The sequence below is a fragment of the Prolinoborus fasciculus genome, from assembly GCF_056724605.1.
Map to the genome: position 1 here is coordinate 1 of NZ_JBWZQN010000071.1, position 16,173 is coordinate 16,173.

Here is a 16,173-nt window from a genome sequence, read left to right on the forward strand (position 1 = left end):
GTAGAATTTCATTGGCACGCTTTAATTCTTTAATTTCACGTTCCATTTGCTTCATTTTTTCTTGATCAGATATCTGTTGTACTTTAATAGGATTTTGCTGATCTAAATGCTTTTGATGCCAGGCACGTAGTGTTTCAGGAGTACAACCCTTGCGCAGTATACTGCTCAGGGAGCAATAGCTGTGATCGCAGCCCAAGTAGAAGGATAATCTTTTTCAGATTCAATCAATAATTGAACCGCTCTTTCTCTGATTTCAGGGGTATATTTTAATTTTGTCATCGGGACACTACGCTTCGCTACGTCTTGCGAAGCAATGCTTCTCATCTCAGAATATTGACTCTCCGACAAACCCGGTACGGTTCAGCCTTCTGCATGACCACACCATAGCGATTCAGATATGGAACCGTCAGACTTCCACCACCAATACCAAAGATTGCTGATGCAACCCCAATCACACTACCTGCAGCAACTTGTTGACCTGATGAGGGTAACGTTTTCGTTGGGTCAATTGCTTTTTTGGCACCTGTAAACATCGTATATGCGACCCAAATCAGAAATAAGCCAACAATGATTTGTAGATGTAATCCTGATATCAAACCAGCAATACCTGCCCCAAAAAAACAACCAATCGCCATAGGTGGCGCTAGATTTTTAAAAACAGGCCAAATCACAGCACCAGTTTTATGATGCGCCATCAATGAGCTAATCGAGGTTACAACAATGGTTGCCAAAGACGTGCCTAATGCGAGGTGCATAACCACATCGGGGTCATAGCCCATTTGGGTAAAGACAATAAAAAGCAGTGGTACAATAATCGTACCACCGCCGACACCAAACAGCCCTGCTGCAAAACCAGCAAAAGCGCCAATGACTAAAAAGGTTATAAGTTCCACAATAAACTAACTTTAAAAAGATAAAAGAATTAAGGCATTGAGTTAAGCGTGTTCCAACTGACCCACTTGATGATAAGCACGGTTAAAATACACCAGACTTTCTTCTTGATCGCTTTGTTGAACTTTAAGAACACGACACATGAAAACACTGTGTGTACCGACTTGCTGAATATCTTGAATCTCACAGTCAAAACTGACTAATGCATCTTCCAAAATCGGCGAGCTTGTTTCTAACGTGCTCCAATCACCTAGTTTGAAACGATCTTCTGAGCTAAACTTACTTGAAGCAAATGCGTTAGAAATTTGCTCATGCTGTGTACTCAGCACATTGACCGCCAAGACTTTATTTTCAACAAAATGGGCATGTGAACGGGAGGATTGATTCATACAGACTAATAACGTTGGCGGTGTATCCGTCACGCTACATACGGCAGATGCGGTAAATCCATGCATACCTGCTTCACCCGCAGTCGTAATAACATTCACTGCTGTGGTGAGTAAGGACATTGCATTTCTAAAGTCTGTTGCTTCAATCATCTCTTTCATCTCAAATGTACATATCACGTGCTCATGCATAAAGCAGAACAAATGTTCTTGTGATAATTTGTTCTGCTTCGCACGAGACTACGTTTGATTAAGCTTCTAGCTCTTTACGAACAATGGCAGCACCTGCGCTTAAAGCTTCAAGTTTGCCACGTGCAACTTGACGAGATAGCGGTGTCATACCACAGTTAGTTGAAGGATACAGTTTATCTGCATCAACAAATTGCAATGCTTTGCGTAGCGTATTTGCTACTTCCTCTGCAGTTTCCACTTGAGTGGTTGCCACATCAATTGCACCCACCATCACTTTCTTACCACGGATCAATTCGATTAAATCCATTGGTACACGTGAGTTTTGGCATTCAAGTGAAATAATATCGAGCTTAGATTGTTGTAGTTTCGGGAATGACTCTTCGTATTGACGCCATTCATTACCTAAAGTTTGTTTCCAATCTGTATTGGCTTTAATGCCGTAACCATAGCAAATATGAACTGCAGTTTCACATTTTAGACCTTCAAGTGCACGTTCTAAGGTTGGTACACCCCAGTCATTTACTTCATCAAAGAATACGTTAAACGCAGGTTCATCAAATTGGATAATGTCTACGCCTGCTGCTTCAAGTTCTAAAGCTTCTTGGTTCAAAATTTTGGCAAATTCCCAAGCCAGTTTTTCACGGCTCTTGTAGTGTCCGTCAAAAAGTGTATCAATCATGGTCATTGGACCAGGCAACGCCCATTTAATTGGCTGATTGGTTTGGCTACGTAAGAATTTCGCATCGTCTACAAACACGGCTTTTTTACGAGAAACATCACCCACAACAGAAGGTACACTCGCATCATAACGATTACGAATACGCATCGTTTCACGCTTTTCGAAATCCACACCTTCAAGATGCTCAATAAAGGTGGTCACGAAATGCTGACGGGTTTGCTCGCCATCACTCACGATATCGATACCCGCAGTGACTTGCTCATGTAATGATAATTTCAAAGCATCACGTTTAGCTTCTAATAATTCTTCGCCTTCAAGCTTCCATGCAGACCATAATTTTTCAGGTTCAGCTAACCAAGACGGTTTTGGCAAGCTACCCGCAGTTGAAGTTGGGAGTAAAAGTTTCGGTTGTGTAAGCGCCATGTCTAATCTTCTTTGTCTAAATTCGTAAATCTGTTTATCAATTTAATGGATTAAGCAGCTGTTTCGACTTCGAAATTTACAGCCCATTCATTTAAAATGTCTTGATAAGGCTTAATGAAGTTTTCTTCCGTCCATTTACCTTGTTTAACTGCAAGCTCACCACGTTCCACACGGTCATAGACCACACGTGTAAGTGAATAATCGCCATAGCTTAGACTTGGTTGATACACCACACCTGCAGGAGAGTTGGTGTTGTAAATTTCAGGACGATAGATCCGTTGGAAACTTTCCATGGTCGCAATAGCACTGATCAATTCAAAATCAGTATAATCACGGACTAAATCGCCAGCGAAATAGAATGCTAATGGTGCATTACCACCTTCTGGTTTAAAGTAGCGTACACGTAAACCCATTTTGGCAAAATATTCATCGGTACGTGAATATTCATCATTTTTGTATTCCACACCCAAAATAGGATGTACGTTAGCTGTACGGAAATACGTTTTAGAGGTTGAAACGCTTAAGCAAATGACAGGTTGTTTTTTAAATTCTGCTTTAAATACATCTGAATTGACTAAATGTTGATAAAGCTTGCCATGTAGATTGCCAAAATCTTCAGGTTTTTCACCTACACCACAACCCAATTGTGGCAATACCACGCTGAAGTCGTAATCACGCACATAAGATGAGAAGCTATTGCCGATCATGCCTTCAATACGCTCACCTGTTTGATGGTCAATCACAACACTTTTAAGTGTTTCAATAAATGGGAAAGTTTGACCATTACCTTCAATATCAATTTCCGCAGAAATAATGTCAATCTCAAGTGAATAGCGATCACCTTTCGGGTTATCAACGGTTGCCAAGCTATTAAAACGGTTGTTGATCATCGCAAGGGTACGACGCAAGTTTTCTTCACGGCTTTCCCCACGTGCCAAATTGGCAAAGTTTGTGGTTAAACGTGTGCTTTCTGCTGGCGTGTAGTTTTCATCAAAACGGATACGTTTAATTGAACACTCAAATGCTGTACTCATGGAGATTGCCACCTAAAAATTTTATAAAAAGCTAAATTTCTGAATGGCTGTATTTAAACGTGAATAAGAAAGTGAGTAAAACGATATAAATTCAGCTTAAGATGAGAAATACTCATCTTAATAAATTAAAGATTCTGAGGATTTTTAGTTATTCAGTAAGTTAAGCGGCTATCTAAAATCTTTATCTGAAATTGATAATGTTTTTTGCAACTCTACCAAAGATAATAAATCTCCAACTATCAAGTATGTGTAAATAACATAACGATCAGCTTCTTGCCTAGAAGTAATAATATCATGAGAACCTTTCTGAGCAGCTTTGAAAATAGCATCTAACCGCTCGCCCAAATATTTCATCTGTGAACCAACGATTTCCTCAAATCTTTTAGAGTCTGACTGCTCATCAACATATGCAATAATTCGATTTATATAATTATCCACACCTAATTTAATAATTTTAGTTTCACCATTGTCTAAATTAATAGTCTTATCCTCTCTAGCAGGATAAATCACATCAGCAGTATCTTGTAATATTCGCCTACAACTATGAACAGCATTTGACCAATCCTCTGAATTTTCGGACGTTAAATTCTCATAAACAGATGCAAATTTTTGTGCTGATAATGGTACTAAATCTCCAATTTTTCCGTCTACAAACTTTCTTGTTCTAGAAAAAATATCTGACGTAATTTTTGAATATTTTAGCTCATAATATTTATTAGACACGTATTCGCATACAAAAGCTTGTCGTTTAGTTAGAAATTGAGAGTTCGTGCTAATACCATCTCTTAAACTCTTTCTTTCTAAAAAATTACTAGTGCCACCTGATGAAACAAATTGATTCGGATTAGCTGAACTTATTGAAACATTAGGATCATGTGCAATTTTTAGACTATCCTTCATTGCTTCCAATTCAATCTCCATCGCTCCGATTGACCCTAACTTAGCTTTCTCTACGGTTTTTCCTTCTCCAGCTTTTTTACATAAGTCCCATATATCGGGTGTTAAACCATTTGGGCTTGAAGGATAACCACTACTTTCAAAGATAAAAATTCTTTGGTAATCGAATTCATTTAGCAATCTTGCCAATCTACTCGCCTTTAATGCGCAATTAGATAAAGAAGAGGTACTTAACTCAATATTACTAATAATTTCTTCACTTAATTTTAAAGCTTCATTCAATGACTCTTGATTAACTTGCAATGTTCTGCTTCCAAAGCATTATTGTAGTTATTCTCTTATATACTTTAGTTCTTATTAAATTTCAATTAGTGAATTTCTTTCATCTTAACCTTAGAAAATATCAGTATATCAAATCCTTACTATCTAATTAAATCGTTAAAATATAGGGTTTAGATTTAAACCCATATAACTATGTCAAACAAACTTGAACGTCAGAAATTGACTCTCCCAGCAGGTCACGACAAGCTTCTGCTTCACTCCTGCTGTGCACCATGCTCGGGTGAAGTGATGGAAACCCTAATTGAATCAGGCATCGACTTTTCGATCTTTTTTTATAATCCCAATATTCACCCTGTCAAGGAATATGAAATCCGTAAGGAAGAAAATATTCGCTTTGCAGAAAAACATAATATTCCTTTTATTGACTGTGATTACGATACAGACAATTGGTTTGCACGTGCCAAAGGCATGGAAAATGAGCCAGAGAAAGGTATTCGCTGTACCATGTGTTTTGATATGCGCTTTGAACGCACTGCCCTTTATGCAGCTGAAAATGGCTTCAGCCTAATTAGTAGCTCATTGGGTATCTCTCGTTGGAAAGATATGAAGCAGATCAATGATTGTGGGCATCGTTCTGCTTCACATTATGAAGGTATCACCTATTGGGACTACAACTGGCGTAAAAATGGTGGTGCTGTTCGTATGCTTGAAATCAGCAAGAAGGAAGAATTCTACCAACAAGAATATTGTGGCTGTGTATACTCCTTACGTGATACCAACCGTTGGCGTATGAGCCAAGGTCGTGATCGCATCAAATTGGGCGTGAAATTTTATTCGAATGCCATGGATGATGAAAGCTAAGCTTCAGTCGCCAGATACCAATTTTTCCAGGAACTGGTTCCACGGACTTCAATGGGTACAGTTGGAATCAGTTTTTCTTTTAGAACGTCAGTCTGTCCCACGGCTTTGGCAAGTTGGGCTTTCACAGAATGAATGCATTCACGATCTCCAAACTCACAGCGATCCAATGTCGTACCACCACAAGGACCATTCGCCAATCCTTTGGGACAAGTTTCAGGGCAAATATATAAAGTATCTCCTAACCTACATTGACCACAACTTTCACAACCCACGATCCCTTGCTTAGAGATAAATTCAGTTTTTAACAATGCTTTTGCTGCAGGCGCATTTTCCCAGAATGAGGCTTTAAAAATAAAATGCCCCACACCTTTGGCAATTTTGGACTCAAATAGAGCCTTGTGCATGAAATGCAATTGCTGATATTTAATAAGCTGGCTAGAGGATAGTTGGCGGGAATAATAAGCTAATTCTGGCACGAGTTCATTTTTAGTCTTCACTTGCCACAGTGCATTCCAGAGTGCTTCGAGTTCCTGTAAACCATAATGTCGATATTGTTCAATATATTTTTCTAAAAGCTTTTGCTCTTCAGGCTTATGGCATGCTGAAAGATGCACACCTGCAAAACTCAAATATTTACACATCAATATTTGTATAGCACAACGTTTATAAGCATTCTCAGTTCGTCCATCCTGTTCTTCCTGAGCCAACACTCGTAACATGTGTGGTGTAATCACAATTCCTGCGACCTTATGTTTCACCATAAAATTGGCACGTGCCAAACTAAGTGGCATAACACAAGCAAGTATATTTTGTGGGTATCGATGACGATTTAAAAAAGCCTTGGCTTGTTTTAAAGCCTCCATATCGTAACCCAACTGGGTAACGATAAAGTCTGCTCCTGCTTTAATCTTTTTGTGAAGTTTTAAATATTGTGCATCACGTTCAGCTTCAGCATATTTAAAGGGATTAAAAGCTACACCAATGTGAAATCCACCATAACACTTTGCGGCCATGACCGCATTTACAGACTCTAAATATCGGGTGCGATTCGTTCCATCTTGACCATTTGTATGCCCTTTTAACTTATCACCTGTGAGAAGCAGTAAATTTTTCTGTCCCGAAGCTTGAGTTGATTTTAAGAAGGTCTCAAAATCAGTAATATCCCGACCTTTCCCTGAATAATGGATGATTTTTTCCATTGATGAAGGAAATGTCTTCGCACATTCAAGTGGTGCCAAATCACTATCGGCATGCACTCGATCTGCCAAAGTGATCGCACATGGAAATTCTGCTAAAGACATTGGTACAGCAATGCCTTTAGCAGAACTTAAATATTCCAACAAAATACAAAACTGATTGTGCTTAAAATGGGAAGCAAGCTGTGACATAAAATAAAGTTCAAATAAAAATGATTGAAGCAGGTCGCTATTATATTCGACCTAACAGAATCAGCCCGATTAATCTTAATCAGGCTGATATAGAAAATTTTAGTCAACAATTATGCAATGAATCTATTCACTACATTCAATCAGGCAACTTTCTCATGAGATTCTCGCTCTAATGTGAAATGAAATGCCTATTCTTCAAGAATATTTTGATACGGCTTAATGAAGTTCTCTTCTGTCCATTTACCTTGCTTAAGATTCAATTGAACACGTTCAACACCGTCATAAATTTTACGAGTTAAGAGAAATCATCATTGTGAACAGACTATTTCTCTAAGTTGATTCATCACAACATGTAATTTATAGCCATAGAACCGGCCCATTGAGCTTTTACCACGAGATGCAATTTTAGATAATGATTTATGGCGGTGAATAGGTTTGTGCAACAAAGCCTATTCTAATTAAAACTTGGATTTCATAACCATTAATTTACAGTACAACTATCAATAAAATCACCCCACCATTGCATCATTTCCATACGCTGATTAAAATATTCTGCATGATTATAACTTGCACGGGTTTTATTTTTATCAGTATGAGATAGCTGTGCTTCAATCCAATTTGATTGAAATAAACCGGATTCATTTAATATGGTACTAAATGTCGATCGTAACCCATGAGAAGTTAATTCATTTTTAGTATATCCCATTTTTCTGATAATCAAGTTCAGGGTATTAAAATGAATAGGTTTATTATTATTTCGGGGGCTAGAAAACACATATTTCTCGCCATGAGACCAAACGAGTGCTGATTTCACAACTTCAAGTGCTTGATCAGATAGTGGAACAAAAAAATCAGGGATATCATGACCTAAAATAACCTTTCTTCTATATTGTTTAATATGTAAGGCTGGTATTTTCCATATTTTTTTATCTAGATCGAAGTGATGTGGTTCACAAAGCAATAATTCTCCACCACGGACGCCTGTATATAATTTAAATAACAGGGCTTTTTTAATAATAGGATCTGTATTAATCTGATTTAATTTAGCTAAGAAATTAGATAGTTCATCTGAATTCAAATGAGGATAGTTTTTCTTAATCTTATTGTTGACTAATATTTTATGAAGTCCATGTGCAATATTATATTCACAATACCCCATCGCTACCGCATAATCATAAATCTGATTTAAATAACTATAGGCTTTCTTTACAGGTTCTTTTACATTTCTAGATTCTATCTTTTTAATAATCTTAACTAGATCATATCTTTTAATTTCAATAAATGGCATTAGTCCAATATTTGGATAAACATCCTGATCTAAACATTTTTTTGCGAGCTGAATTACACCGCATCGTGGTTCATCTTCAAAGGAATTTTTAATTTTAAATTCTAACCACTCTTCACAAATATCCTGAAAAGTTTTGATGTATTTTTTATGCAGTGGTTTATTTTCATAATTATTAAATTTATATTCATCCCGGACTGATCTGGCCTCTTTCAAGGACATTACAGGATATTCACCCAACTTCATGCGAGGACGTTTATTTGTCCCTGCAAGTGAATAGCGGTAACTCCAAGATTTACGTCCGTTTGGTTCTACCTTCAAACTTAAGCCGTCATCATCTGCCAGAAAATAGATTTTTTCCTTTGATTTAGCTTGACGTACCTTAATTTCAGTAAGACTCATGAATTTTTAACCTAACCACAAATGGCACTGCTCAATTGAATTATAGCAAATTTAAGCGATATTCATATGATGCGTATCATACGCATCACATATTTCTATAAGTAATTGTTAAATAAAATTTATATTTAGATTGGCTAGTCCTTAGTAACCAATTAATTAACCATTAATTTTGCAAGTCTTAAATTGGCATTTGAAGTGTAACCCCATGTTATGACTATTCACATTTCTGCTCTATGATTCATGGTTACTTATTAGTTATATTATTATGTCAGGAGCGATACAAGAATTAGGGTAACCTTATGGAAATAGCGAATACGAAATTACTAGCTGGCGCTTTGATAGCCCTAACTTTAACTATAGTTAGCCCTGTCGTACTTGCAAATGATAACAATGATATACGAAAGACTATTGTAGTTAAGTTTGCTAAAAAAGCTTACTCTGCAAATTATTACGGAAGGATAGATGGATACAAGTATGATTCCTACAAATTTTATGCTAAAAAAGGGCAAAAGTTAAAAGTGAAGTTGACTGGAGGAAATGTTGAAGCTTACTTATGGGGTAATCAATTAAAAGACTCCATCAATCTTGGAGAATATTCTCCAGAGCTTGATGATAATGGTATTTATATTTTACCTGCTTCAGGTGAGTATGAAATTAGAGTATTACAACCTAGATCACAGGCAAGAAAAGATAAAAAACCTCAATACTGGATGAGTATTGACATTAAATAAAGACTTGCTAGATTTTTTTAAGCTTTTATACCAGGGTTCAAAAACTATTGCCAGTTAAACGGGGCGTGATTTTTATTCATATGTTTTTATATTAGTAAAAATGATATAGATACGTAATTCATAAAGATCGTTTCAATTTAGCAATCTCTAAATACATCTTGTAATTGGCATGTTGAATCCGTTCATTTGAGGGGTCGTATTGCTTCTGGACTTCATCTAAGAAAGGAGTTTCTTCACATAATTCAAAGTACCTTTCCATCGGTATTTTATCTTTCAAAGCTGAATGTGGTCTCATCCAGTTATAGTAATGCTGCCATTCTGCCAGTTTACTCTGAATTTCCTCTGAATCGATATCTACAGTAGCGTAGAACTCAGATTTATCAGTCTTTTGTGAGCGCTCTACCTTGCCATTCAGATGAGGTGAACCCGGTTTATTTGGCCTAAATTTGATTCCATACTGCATCATTTTTTCTGTACTTTTTCAGCAAAGAATTCTCGTCCACGATCGGTCTGTATTCGCTGTATGGGAAAAGGCATTTCTTCAATTACACAGTTAAAAGGTCGAGTGTATCGCAGCTGTTCGGCGTTTATATATCCTTAAAACGCGATATCGTGTGCAGTCATCGATAGATGTGTACTGATATAGTCCAGGGACCCAGTTTACAGGTATCCATTTGAATTCTATCGCCTGGTAATGGACATTCATAACAAATGTAATCTACTTTACGACGGAATTTTTTAATCGGTTTGACTTAATGGGTGGATAGTACTTTATGGATAGTCGCCAAGGACAACGAAACTCCGTGCAGCGCATTTTCAATATTAGGTGGTGTATCAAAAAGTATGCTAAAAAAAAGCAGGTTGAATTTTGATAAAATAGAGAAATGCAAATAACTCTAGAAATCAAATGTCCAACCTGCCTCAGTGACAGTATAAAGAAAAATGGCATCAAAGTAGATGGGAAACAAAACTACCAATGCAAAGACTGCAAACGTCAGTTTATTGGTGACCATGCTCTGAGCTATCTAGGATGTAATTCTGGCATTACTCGTAAAATATTACAGTTAATGGTCAGAGGCAGCGGTATACGAGATATCGCTGAAGTTGAGCGCATTAGTATCGGTAAAGTCTTACGGACTTTAACTGAATCGGCCTATCAAATTCAGCCTAAACAAAGTCATTATGAATCTCTCGAAGTAGATGAATTCTGGACTTTTGTTGGAAATAAAAATAATAAACAATGGCTTATTTACGCCTACCATCGAGAAACAGGTGAGATTGTTGCTTATGTTTGGGGTAAGAGAGATTTAGCTACAGTCCAAAGGTTGAAGACAAAGCTTAAACAATTAGGTATTCACTACACCCGAATTGCAAGTGATCATTGGGATAGTTTCATCACTGCTTTTAAAAACTGCAAGCAAAGTATTGGTAAGTTTTTTACTGTAGGAATTGAAGGTAATAATTGCAAAATAAGGCATCGAATAAGGCGTGGTTTTAGAAGAAGTTGTAATTTCTCCAAAAAGCTTGAAAACCATTTTAAAGCCTTTGACTTAACCTTCTTTTACATCAATAATGGCTTCATTTAATGTCAGCATACTTTTTAAAACACCACCAAAAACTCTACTATAGCATTTTACAAGTCAATCTCTTGCTTAAAACCCTACTTATTCCATGGAATAAAAGCAGACAAGATAAAGATCAGCCTTGTTCCAAAAGCTGTTTCAGTACAATCACATGGTTATAATCTATGCTCTTGGCTGCAGTAATTAAAGTGACTTGTTCCTGCTCAGCGATCTTCCGAATTTGCTGCAATGTCTTGGCTTGCTGAACAAGTTCCGCTGTATAGCGCTGTTGAAATATCTCCCAATGTTCAGGATCCTGCGCGTACCATTTGCGCAGTTCAGTCGAGGGCGTGATTTCATTGGGCCACATATCAATTTGAGCATCCTGCTTTTTGATGCCTCTGGGCCAAAGTCGATCGACCAGAATCCGTTTACCATCTGACGCTAAAACTTCGGCATAGGCACGCTTGATTTGAATTTGCATGGGTCATCTATTTATTGATCTGGAATTTCGGCATTGACCAATAAAGTCAGCAATTGCAAGGATTCCTGCCATCCCAGATAACAGGCCTCTGCCGGAATCACATCTGGAATACCCGATTGGGTGATATGCACTTCCGTGCCCACAAAAACCGGGTGGAGCTGAATCGTGACGTCAATTTGACCGGGTAAGTTTGGGTCGTCGAACTGGTCGGTATAGCGCAACAACTGGTTAGGCATAATTTCATGATAGGTTCCGCCAAAAGACTGGCTGGTACCGGTGGTAAAATTGCTAAAGGACATTTTATAGCTGCCTCCCACTTTCGCATCAAGATGATGGACTTTGGCGGTAAAACCATGCGGCGCCATCCATTTCACCAAGGCATCAGGATCTGTAAAGGCTCTAAACACCCGTTCTGGGGGTGCAGTGAATACACGGTGAAGTTTGACTGTACTGGGCATTTGTTTTTCTCACTTTTTGTTGTTTTGTGTGCTTAAGTCTACTGCTGTTGATTCCTGGCTCTGTATGGCTTTGGTATGACATTCAGAGTGGATTTTCACTGCATTTAGCTCTACTGAAAAATGCTCAACAGCTTCCAGAATATTTCTACATTAAAAACAGCTGTGCTCAAGCAGATAGCTTTAATTTAATTCTGGCATCCGAACATAAACCCCTTAATCCGGCATGTCATCAATCTGATGCGGTTCTGTACGCGGCTGGGTATTCATGCGATGCCTAAAAGACGATGAACGTTCATATGCCTGCATACGCACCCGCATAATGGAACCCAATGGCTGATGTTCTGTCACGCCATGCCAAGGGTTAAAAGACAGCACGTCATCGGAATACACCCGACGTGCCGGACTGAAAGTATCCTGTTGGGGAAAGTGCAAATGACCAATGACCTGATGCGGTGATTCCTGTTCTTTCCACAGCACAGCCGCATCCTCGACGGGCATAGTCCTCAAATCGGTACATAGCTGCGCACGAATCACATAATCTGCCGTATTCTTCTGAAAGAAATCCCGGACGATGTCACGAATAGCGGAATCATCATTGATTTGCATCTGGATACCGGTGAGTTTCTTCACCGAGTCAGATTCGGGTGCGACACTGATTTTGGCAATATAATCGCCATAACGAAGCGCTGCCATACTATGATAGGTTTCGCCCAATACATGATGCTGGCTACGCGCCAGACCTTTTAAGCTTGCAGGTGCGGGAAAGCCTGCGCGATTTACCAGATAATCTACGCCGCGCATCACCTGACGCAAGCTACGCATAACCGGTTCAGGCGCCTGTTCTGCTTCCGTAATAAAAGGCAGCATTTGCTTATATTTACGCACTGTTCCAAAAGTCAGCACCGGAATATTGACCATCAGAAAATCCTGATGATGACCATCGCTTGGATCATTCGGCAATAAGCGCTGTCCCGGCACATTTAAAATTTTAAGGGCGAAACCATGCGGAGCCGGAGTTTTATCGCTATGCAGATCGCCGGGCGCAGCCGATAGACGTACCATCACGTCATAATAGCCCGGATGAGCAAAAATCCCTTGAGCCAAATGAGCCGGCAAATTTTCAGGAACGGTCAAAATGCCTTTTAAGAAACCATGGGATTTTGCATGTGCATCACGAACCGCATGACGGTGCCGGTCAAAAACCTGGTTATTGGTCTGTGCCATCTGTTCTGTAATATGCAGAATATCCTCTTCTTCATTTTCCTGTTTTTGCTCTACTTCGGGACGATAGTTCACATAATTCGCACTCATACTTGCTTCCTTTTGATTTTTTGAATATGGATCAATTGCACTGAATTTTTTGTATTAATCTAACAAGGAGTTCGCTTTACAAGTTAATTCATTGGTTAATGCTTTGAGGGTCTTTGGTAAATACGACATGCAGACCGAGTCAAAGACCGATGAGGTGAAAAAATAGAGCACGTCAAAAATTGAAAAGTGATTTAACTTTGCAAGTTTCATGCTTATGCTTCGTCGGGAGATCCAGCTCATTTTCCAGGAAGATGAGTTTTGTTTTCGCTTTTAGCCTTTTTTTAGCTTAAAAAATCCTGAAGAGAGCCACCCTTGGCTTGTTGTAACTTGGCAATTTCCTCTAGCTTTTGGGTTTGCGCCTTGTCACTCGTCAGTGTCTGAATTAAATCGTCTGCAAGCTGGTTTAATAACACCAGATCATCTTCGCTCATCTGCCGAATTTGCTTATCCAGAACACAAAAGCTGCCTAACACCAGACCTTGTTTAGTACGTAAAGGTACACCGGCATAAAATTTGATTTTATTTCTGTTTAACTCCGGGTTATGGGTAAAACGCGGATCTCGGTCTATATCCTCAATAATCAGTGCTTCATTCTGATGAACCAGATGGGTACAAATGGATTCTTCCCGGGGAATGCGTGCCTCTATCGGATTTTGATTTTCATCTGCCAGCGGGCTGGCTGGGGTATTCACCCATTTTTCATCAACCAGGGAAATTTGCGCATATTTCACGTTAAATGCCTGGCAGGCTTCTTCAATATACTGCTGATAAATCAGTAAAGTTTCAGGTTGAAGCAATTGCAGTTCATGCAAGGCCGCCAAACGTTCCGGTTCATTTTCCGCAAGCAATTCACGTGCAGGATTTTTACCTTGTTGTAGCATCAGCGCATCAATGCTCAGCATCAATTCATTCACCGTGGATACCACGGCATCCGGTTGAAAACGGTTTTGAATCTCGTCCCGCAATTCATCGCTGACATTGCCCCAGGTGGCAAAAATAATTTTAATATTCGGCAGACGTTTACGGATGCGATGATTCAACAAGCGAATTTGTGCCAAAGGCTGCCGATAAAACATGGAAATGCAAAGCATCTGAGTATTTTCTGGCAAGGATTCAAGCACATCCATTTTTGATTGAATCAGTACTTCATTATGGCTTTGCGCGGCAATTTTTCTTAAGTTTAAACCATGGGCCAACATGGAAGATGCCCATACATCAATTTCCCAACGCGCCCCCAAGCACACCACTTGCGCAGGACCAGCTGTATTTGGAGCTGGGTACTTTTGCTGGAAATCATGATTAAACAACTTTAAGCCCTGATGCATTCTTAAACGGTGCTCGGCACTGGCTTCGGTACTATGTCCTTGCGAAAACAAACGAATGGCGGGAATGGCAACGTCGTCATAAAAGGCATTGACCTTACGAACGACGACTTCCTCACTGGGCTTTTTCGGCAATTTCTGTTGAATATAATCCTGGGCAACTTCAAGGGCATCCTCTACTTCATCGGCAACCAGGCGCTGGTAAAAGCGTTCCGGTGGCGTCAGTACCGGTTCGCTACCAATCAGGGTTTTGATAAATCCCAATGCCGGAATATAGTGAGCCAATACCAATAAACACGCCGTCAATGGCGTCGAGAGAATCAGTCCAGCAGCCCCCCATAGCGTAGTCCAGAATGTCGCCGCAAGAATAATCGCCAAAGTGGAAAGACCGGTACTTTCGCCATACAACCACGGTTCAATCACATTGTTACTAATCAGCTCGAGTAACAGAATCAGCCCAATGGTCCAGAGCACCATATTCCAGCCCGGATCAACCGCAAATGCCAAGGTAATGGGAAATAAGGCCGAGATCATGGGCCCGACATAGGGTAAAAAGCGCATTCCGATCGCGACAATTCCCCACATAATCGCAGCAGGCACACCAATCAGCCATAAGCCCACCGCCATGGGAATACCGAAAGTGACATTCACCAACAACTGCATCCGCAAATAGGTTCCAATCCGGTCTGCGGCATCATCCAGTGCATCTGTACCGACGTTTAAATTGCCGCCCAGCAATTTCAACAAACGGTCATGCAAGTCTTTGCGACTGAGTAAAATCAGTACCACAAACAGAAAAACAATCCCGACTGTGGCCAAGGGATGAAAGATCCTCGCGCCCCACTGCATTGCCGTTTCAGTGGTACTGGCTTGCTGCCCAACCACCTGCACCTGCTGCACCCCCTGGGTTTGTTCAACTGGAGTCACGTCCTATATCGAACTTTCTACCGTATCAATGGTCGTGATGGCGCCGTCCCATACACTCGGCCCAGAAGTAAAACTTTTGGTGGTGTTTCAAAAAGTATGCTGAAAAAAAGCAGGTTGGATTTTGATAAAATAGAGAAATGCGAATAACTCTAGAAATCAAGTGTCCAGCCTGCCTAAGTGACAGTATAAAGAAAAATGGCACAAAAGTAGATGGTAAGCAAAATTACCAATGTAAAATATGCAGACGTCAATTTATTGGTGATCATGCTCTCAGTTATCAAGGCTGTCACTCAGGTATCAAAACCAAAATATTACACCTCATGGTGCGAGGCAGTGGTGTCAGGGATATAGCAGAAATTGAAAGAGTAAGTATCGGTAAAGTTCTACGGACACTTAGCCAATCAAAATATCAACTTCGAGCACAGCAAAGTCATTATGAAACCCTTGAAGTAGATGAGTTTTGGACTTTTGTTGGTCATAAGCAAAATAAACAATGGCTAATTTATGCCTATCATCGAGAAACAGGTGAAATTGTCAACGGCATTTTAAAATTGACCCCTTTTACCTTAAAAATGGCGAAGTAAAATTGACCCCTTTGATCTCGTATTAAGTTTCAACCTGCGGCTGAATCCCAATTCTTTTTTTATCCTTCAAACGA

15 protein-coding genes and 4 pseudogenes are annotated in these 16,173 nt (G+C 39.4%); 4 read left to right on the forward strand and 15 right to left on the reverse strand.

Going from position 1 to position 16,173, the window contains the following annotated elements:
- The 6 genes and pseudogenes from AC1P5O_RS14345 to AC1P5O_RS14370 all read right to left on the reverse strand — a co-directional run.
- A pseudogene (locus tag AC1P5O_RS14345) lies at positions 1-279 on the reverse strand (transposase); the annotation flags it as partial.
- A 41-nt stretch (positions 280-320) separates the two neighbouring features.
- Positions 321-893: a sulfite exporter TauE/SafE family protein gene (locus tag AC1P5O_RS14350; RefSeq protein WP_004281799.1), complete on the reverse strand. Its 573-nt coding sequence runs from the start codon at positions 891-893 to the stop codon at positions 321-323.
- Between the two features lie 42 nt (positions 894-935).
- Complete coding sequence (locus tag AC1P5O_RS14355; protein ID WP_318270669.1) at positions 936-1,439, reverse strand: flavin reductase; 504 nt, start codon at positions 1,437-1,439, stop codon at positions 936-938.
- Between the two features lie 88 nt (positions 1,440-1,527).
- Complete coding sequence (locus tag AC1P5O_RS14360; RefSeq protein ID WP_071321315.1) at positions 1,528-2,571, reverse strand: methionine synthase; 1,044 nt, start codon at positions 2,569-2,571, stop codon at positions 1,528-1,530.
- A gap of 50 nt (positions 2,572-2,621) precedes the next feature.
- Positions 2,622-3,605 (reverse strand): putative oxygenase MesX, encoded by a 984-nt coding sequence (locus tag AC1P5O_RS14365; protein WP_071321316.1) that lies wholly within the window; start codon positions 3,603-3,605, stop codon positions 2,622-2,624.
- A 168-nt stretch (positions 3,606-3,773) separates the two neighbouring features.
- The gene (locus tag AC1P5O_RS14370) at positions 3,774-4,805 is read right to left on the reverse strand and encodes an AbiTii domain-containing protein (protein ID WP_171476945.1); all 1,032 of its coding nucleotides are present in this window, start codon (positions 4,803-4,805) and stop codon (positions 3,774-3,776) included.
- Positions 4,806-4,976: 171 nt separating this feature from the next.
- Between AC1P5O_RS14370 and AC1P5O_RS14375 the strand changes: the two genes are divergently transcribed.
- Positions 4,977-5,645, forward strand: coding sequence for an epoxyqueuosine reductase QueH (locus tag AC1P5O_RS14375; protein WP_004647714.1), 669 nt, complete (start codon positions 4,977-4,979; stop codon positions 5,643-5,645).
- On the opposite strand, the gene AC1P5O_RS14380 is transcribed toward AC1P5O_RS14375, so the two are convergent.
- The 4 genes and pseudogenes from AC1P5O_RS14380 to AC1P5O_RS14395 all read right to left on the reverse strand — a co-directional run bounded on the left by AC1P5O_RS14380 (position 5,642) and on the right by AC1P5O_RS14395 (position 8,720).
- Positions 5,642-7,033: a methylenetetrahydrofolate reductase C-terminal domain-containing protein gene (locus AC1P5O_RS14380; protein ID WP_121980310.1), complete on the reverse strand. Its 1,392-nt coding sequence runs from the start codon at positions 7,031-7,033 to the stop codon at positions 5,642-5,644. The two genes, AC1P5O_RS14375 and AC1P5O_RS14380, sit on opposite strands and share 4 nt — an antisense overlap.
- Before the next feature lie 188 nt (positions 7,034-7,221).
- Entirely contained in the window at positions 7,222-7,320 is a 99-nt protein-coding gene (locus tag AC1P5O_RS14385; RefSeq protein ID WP_121980312.1) for a putative oxygenase MesX, read from the reverse strand.
- Positions 7,321-7,347: 27 nt separating this feature from the next.
- A pseudogene (locus AC1P5O_RS14390) lies at positions 7,348-7,464 on the reverse strand (transposase); the annotation flags it as partial.
- Positions 7,465-7,514: 50 nt separating this feature from the next.
- Entirely contained in the window at positions 7,515-8,720 is a 1,206-nt protein-coding gene (locus tag AC1P5O_RS14395; RefSeq protein WP_004281814.1) for a tyrosine-type recombinase/integrase, read from the reverse strand.
- 299 nt (positions 8,721-9,019) lie between these two features.
- On the opposite strand from AC1P5O_RS14395, the gene AC1P5O_RS14400 reads away from it, so the two are divergent.
- Entirely contained in the window at positions 9,020-9,451 is a 432-nt protein-coding gene (locus AC1P5O_RS14400) for a PPC domain-containing protein (protein WP_004780041.1), read from the forward strand.
- Between the two features lie 118 nt (positions 9,452-9,569).
- Here the strand turns inward: AC1P5O_RS14400 and AC1P5O_RS14405 are convergent.
- Positions 9,570-10,260: pseudogene (locus tag AC1P5O_RS14405) on the reverse strand (integrase core domain-containing protein); the annotation flags it as partial.
- 75 nt (positions 10,261-10,335) lie between these two features.
- On the opposite strand from AC1P5O_RS14405, the gene AC1P5O_RS14410 reads away from it, so the two are divergent.
- Complete coding sequence (locus tag AC1P5O_RS14410) at positions 10,336-11,037, forward strand: IS1 family transposase (protein WP_004282344.1); 702 nt, start codon at positions 10,336-10,338, stop codon at positions 11,035-11,037.
- Positions 11,038-11,149: 112 nt separating this feature from the next.
- Here AC1P5O_RS14410 and AC1P5O_RS14415 read toward each other — a convergent pair whose 3' ends face one another.
- The 4 genes from AC1P5O_RS14415 to AC1P5O_RS14430 form a co-directional block, all read right to left on the reverse strand.
- Positions 11,150-11,497, reverse strand: a complete 348-nt coding sequence (locus AC1P5O_RS14415) for a DUF488 domain-containing protein (protein ID WP_103801045.1) — start codon at positions 11,495-11,497, stop codon at positions 11,150-11,152.
- Positions 11,498-11,508: 11 nt separating this feature from the next.
- Positions 11,509-11,955 (reverse strand): SRPBCC family protein, encoded by a 447-nt coding sequence (locus AC1P5O_RS14420; protein WP_004281784.1) that lies wholly within the window; start codon positions 11,953-11,955, stop codon positions 11,509-11,511.
- Between the two features lie 213 nt (positions 11,956-12,168).
- The gene (locus tag AC1P5O_RS14425) at positions 12,169-13,266 is read right to left on the reverse strand and encodes a catalase family protein (RefSeq protein WP_004782578.1); all 1,098 of its coding nucleotides are present in this window, start codon (positions 13,264-13,266) and stop codon (positions 12,169-12,171) included.
- 281 nt (positions 13,267-13,547) lie between these two features.
- Positions 13,548-15,515 carry an AI-2E family transporter gene (locus AC1P5O_RS14430; RefSeq protein WP_004782579.1) on the reverse strand — a complete coding sequence of 656 codons (1,968 nt, stop codon included), beginning with the start codon at positions 15,513-15,515 and terminating at the stop codon, positions 13,548-13,550.
- Positions 15,516-15,652: 137 nt separating this feature from the next.
- Between AC1P5O_RS14430 and AC1P5O_RS14435 the strand changes: the two are divergent.
- Positions 15,653-16,051 (forward strand): annotated as a pseudogene (locus AC1P5O_RS14435) (IS1 family transposase); the annotation flags it as partial.
- Between the last annotated feature and the right edge of the window lie 122 nt (positions 16,052-16,173).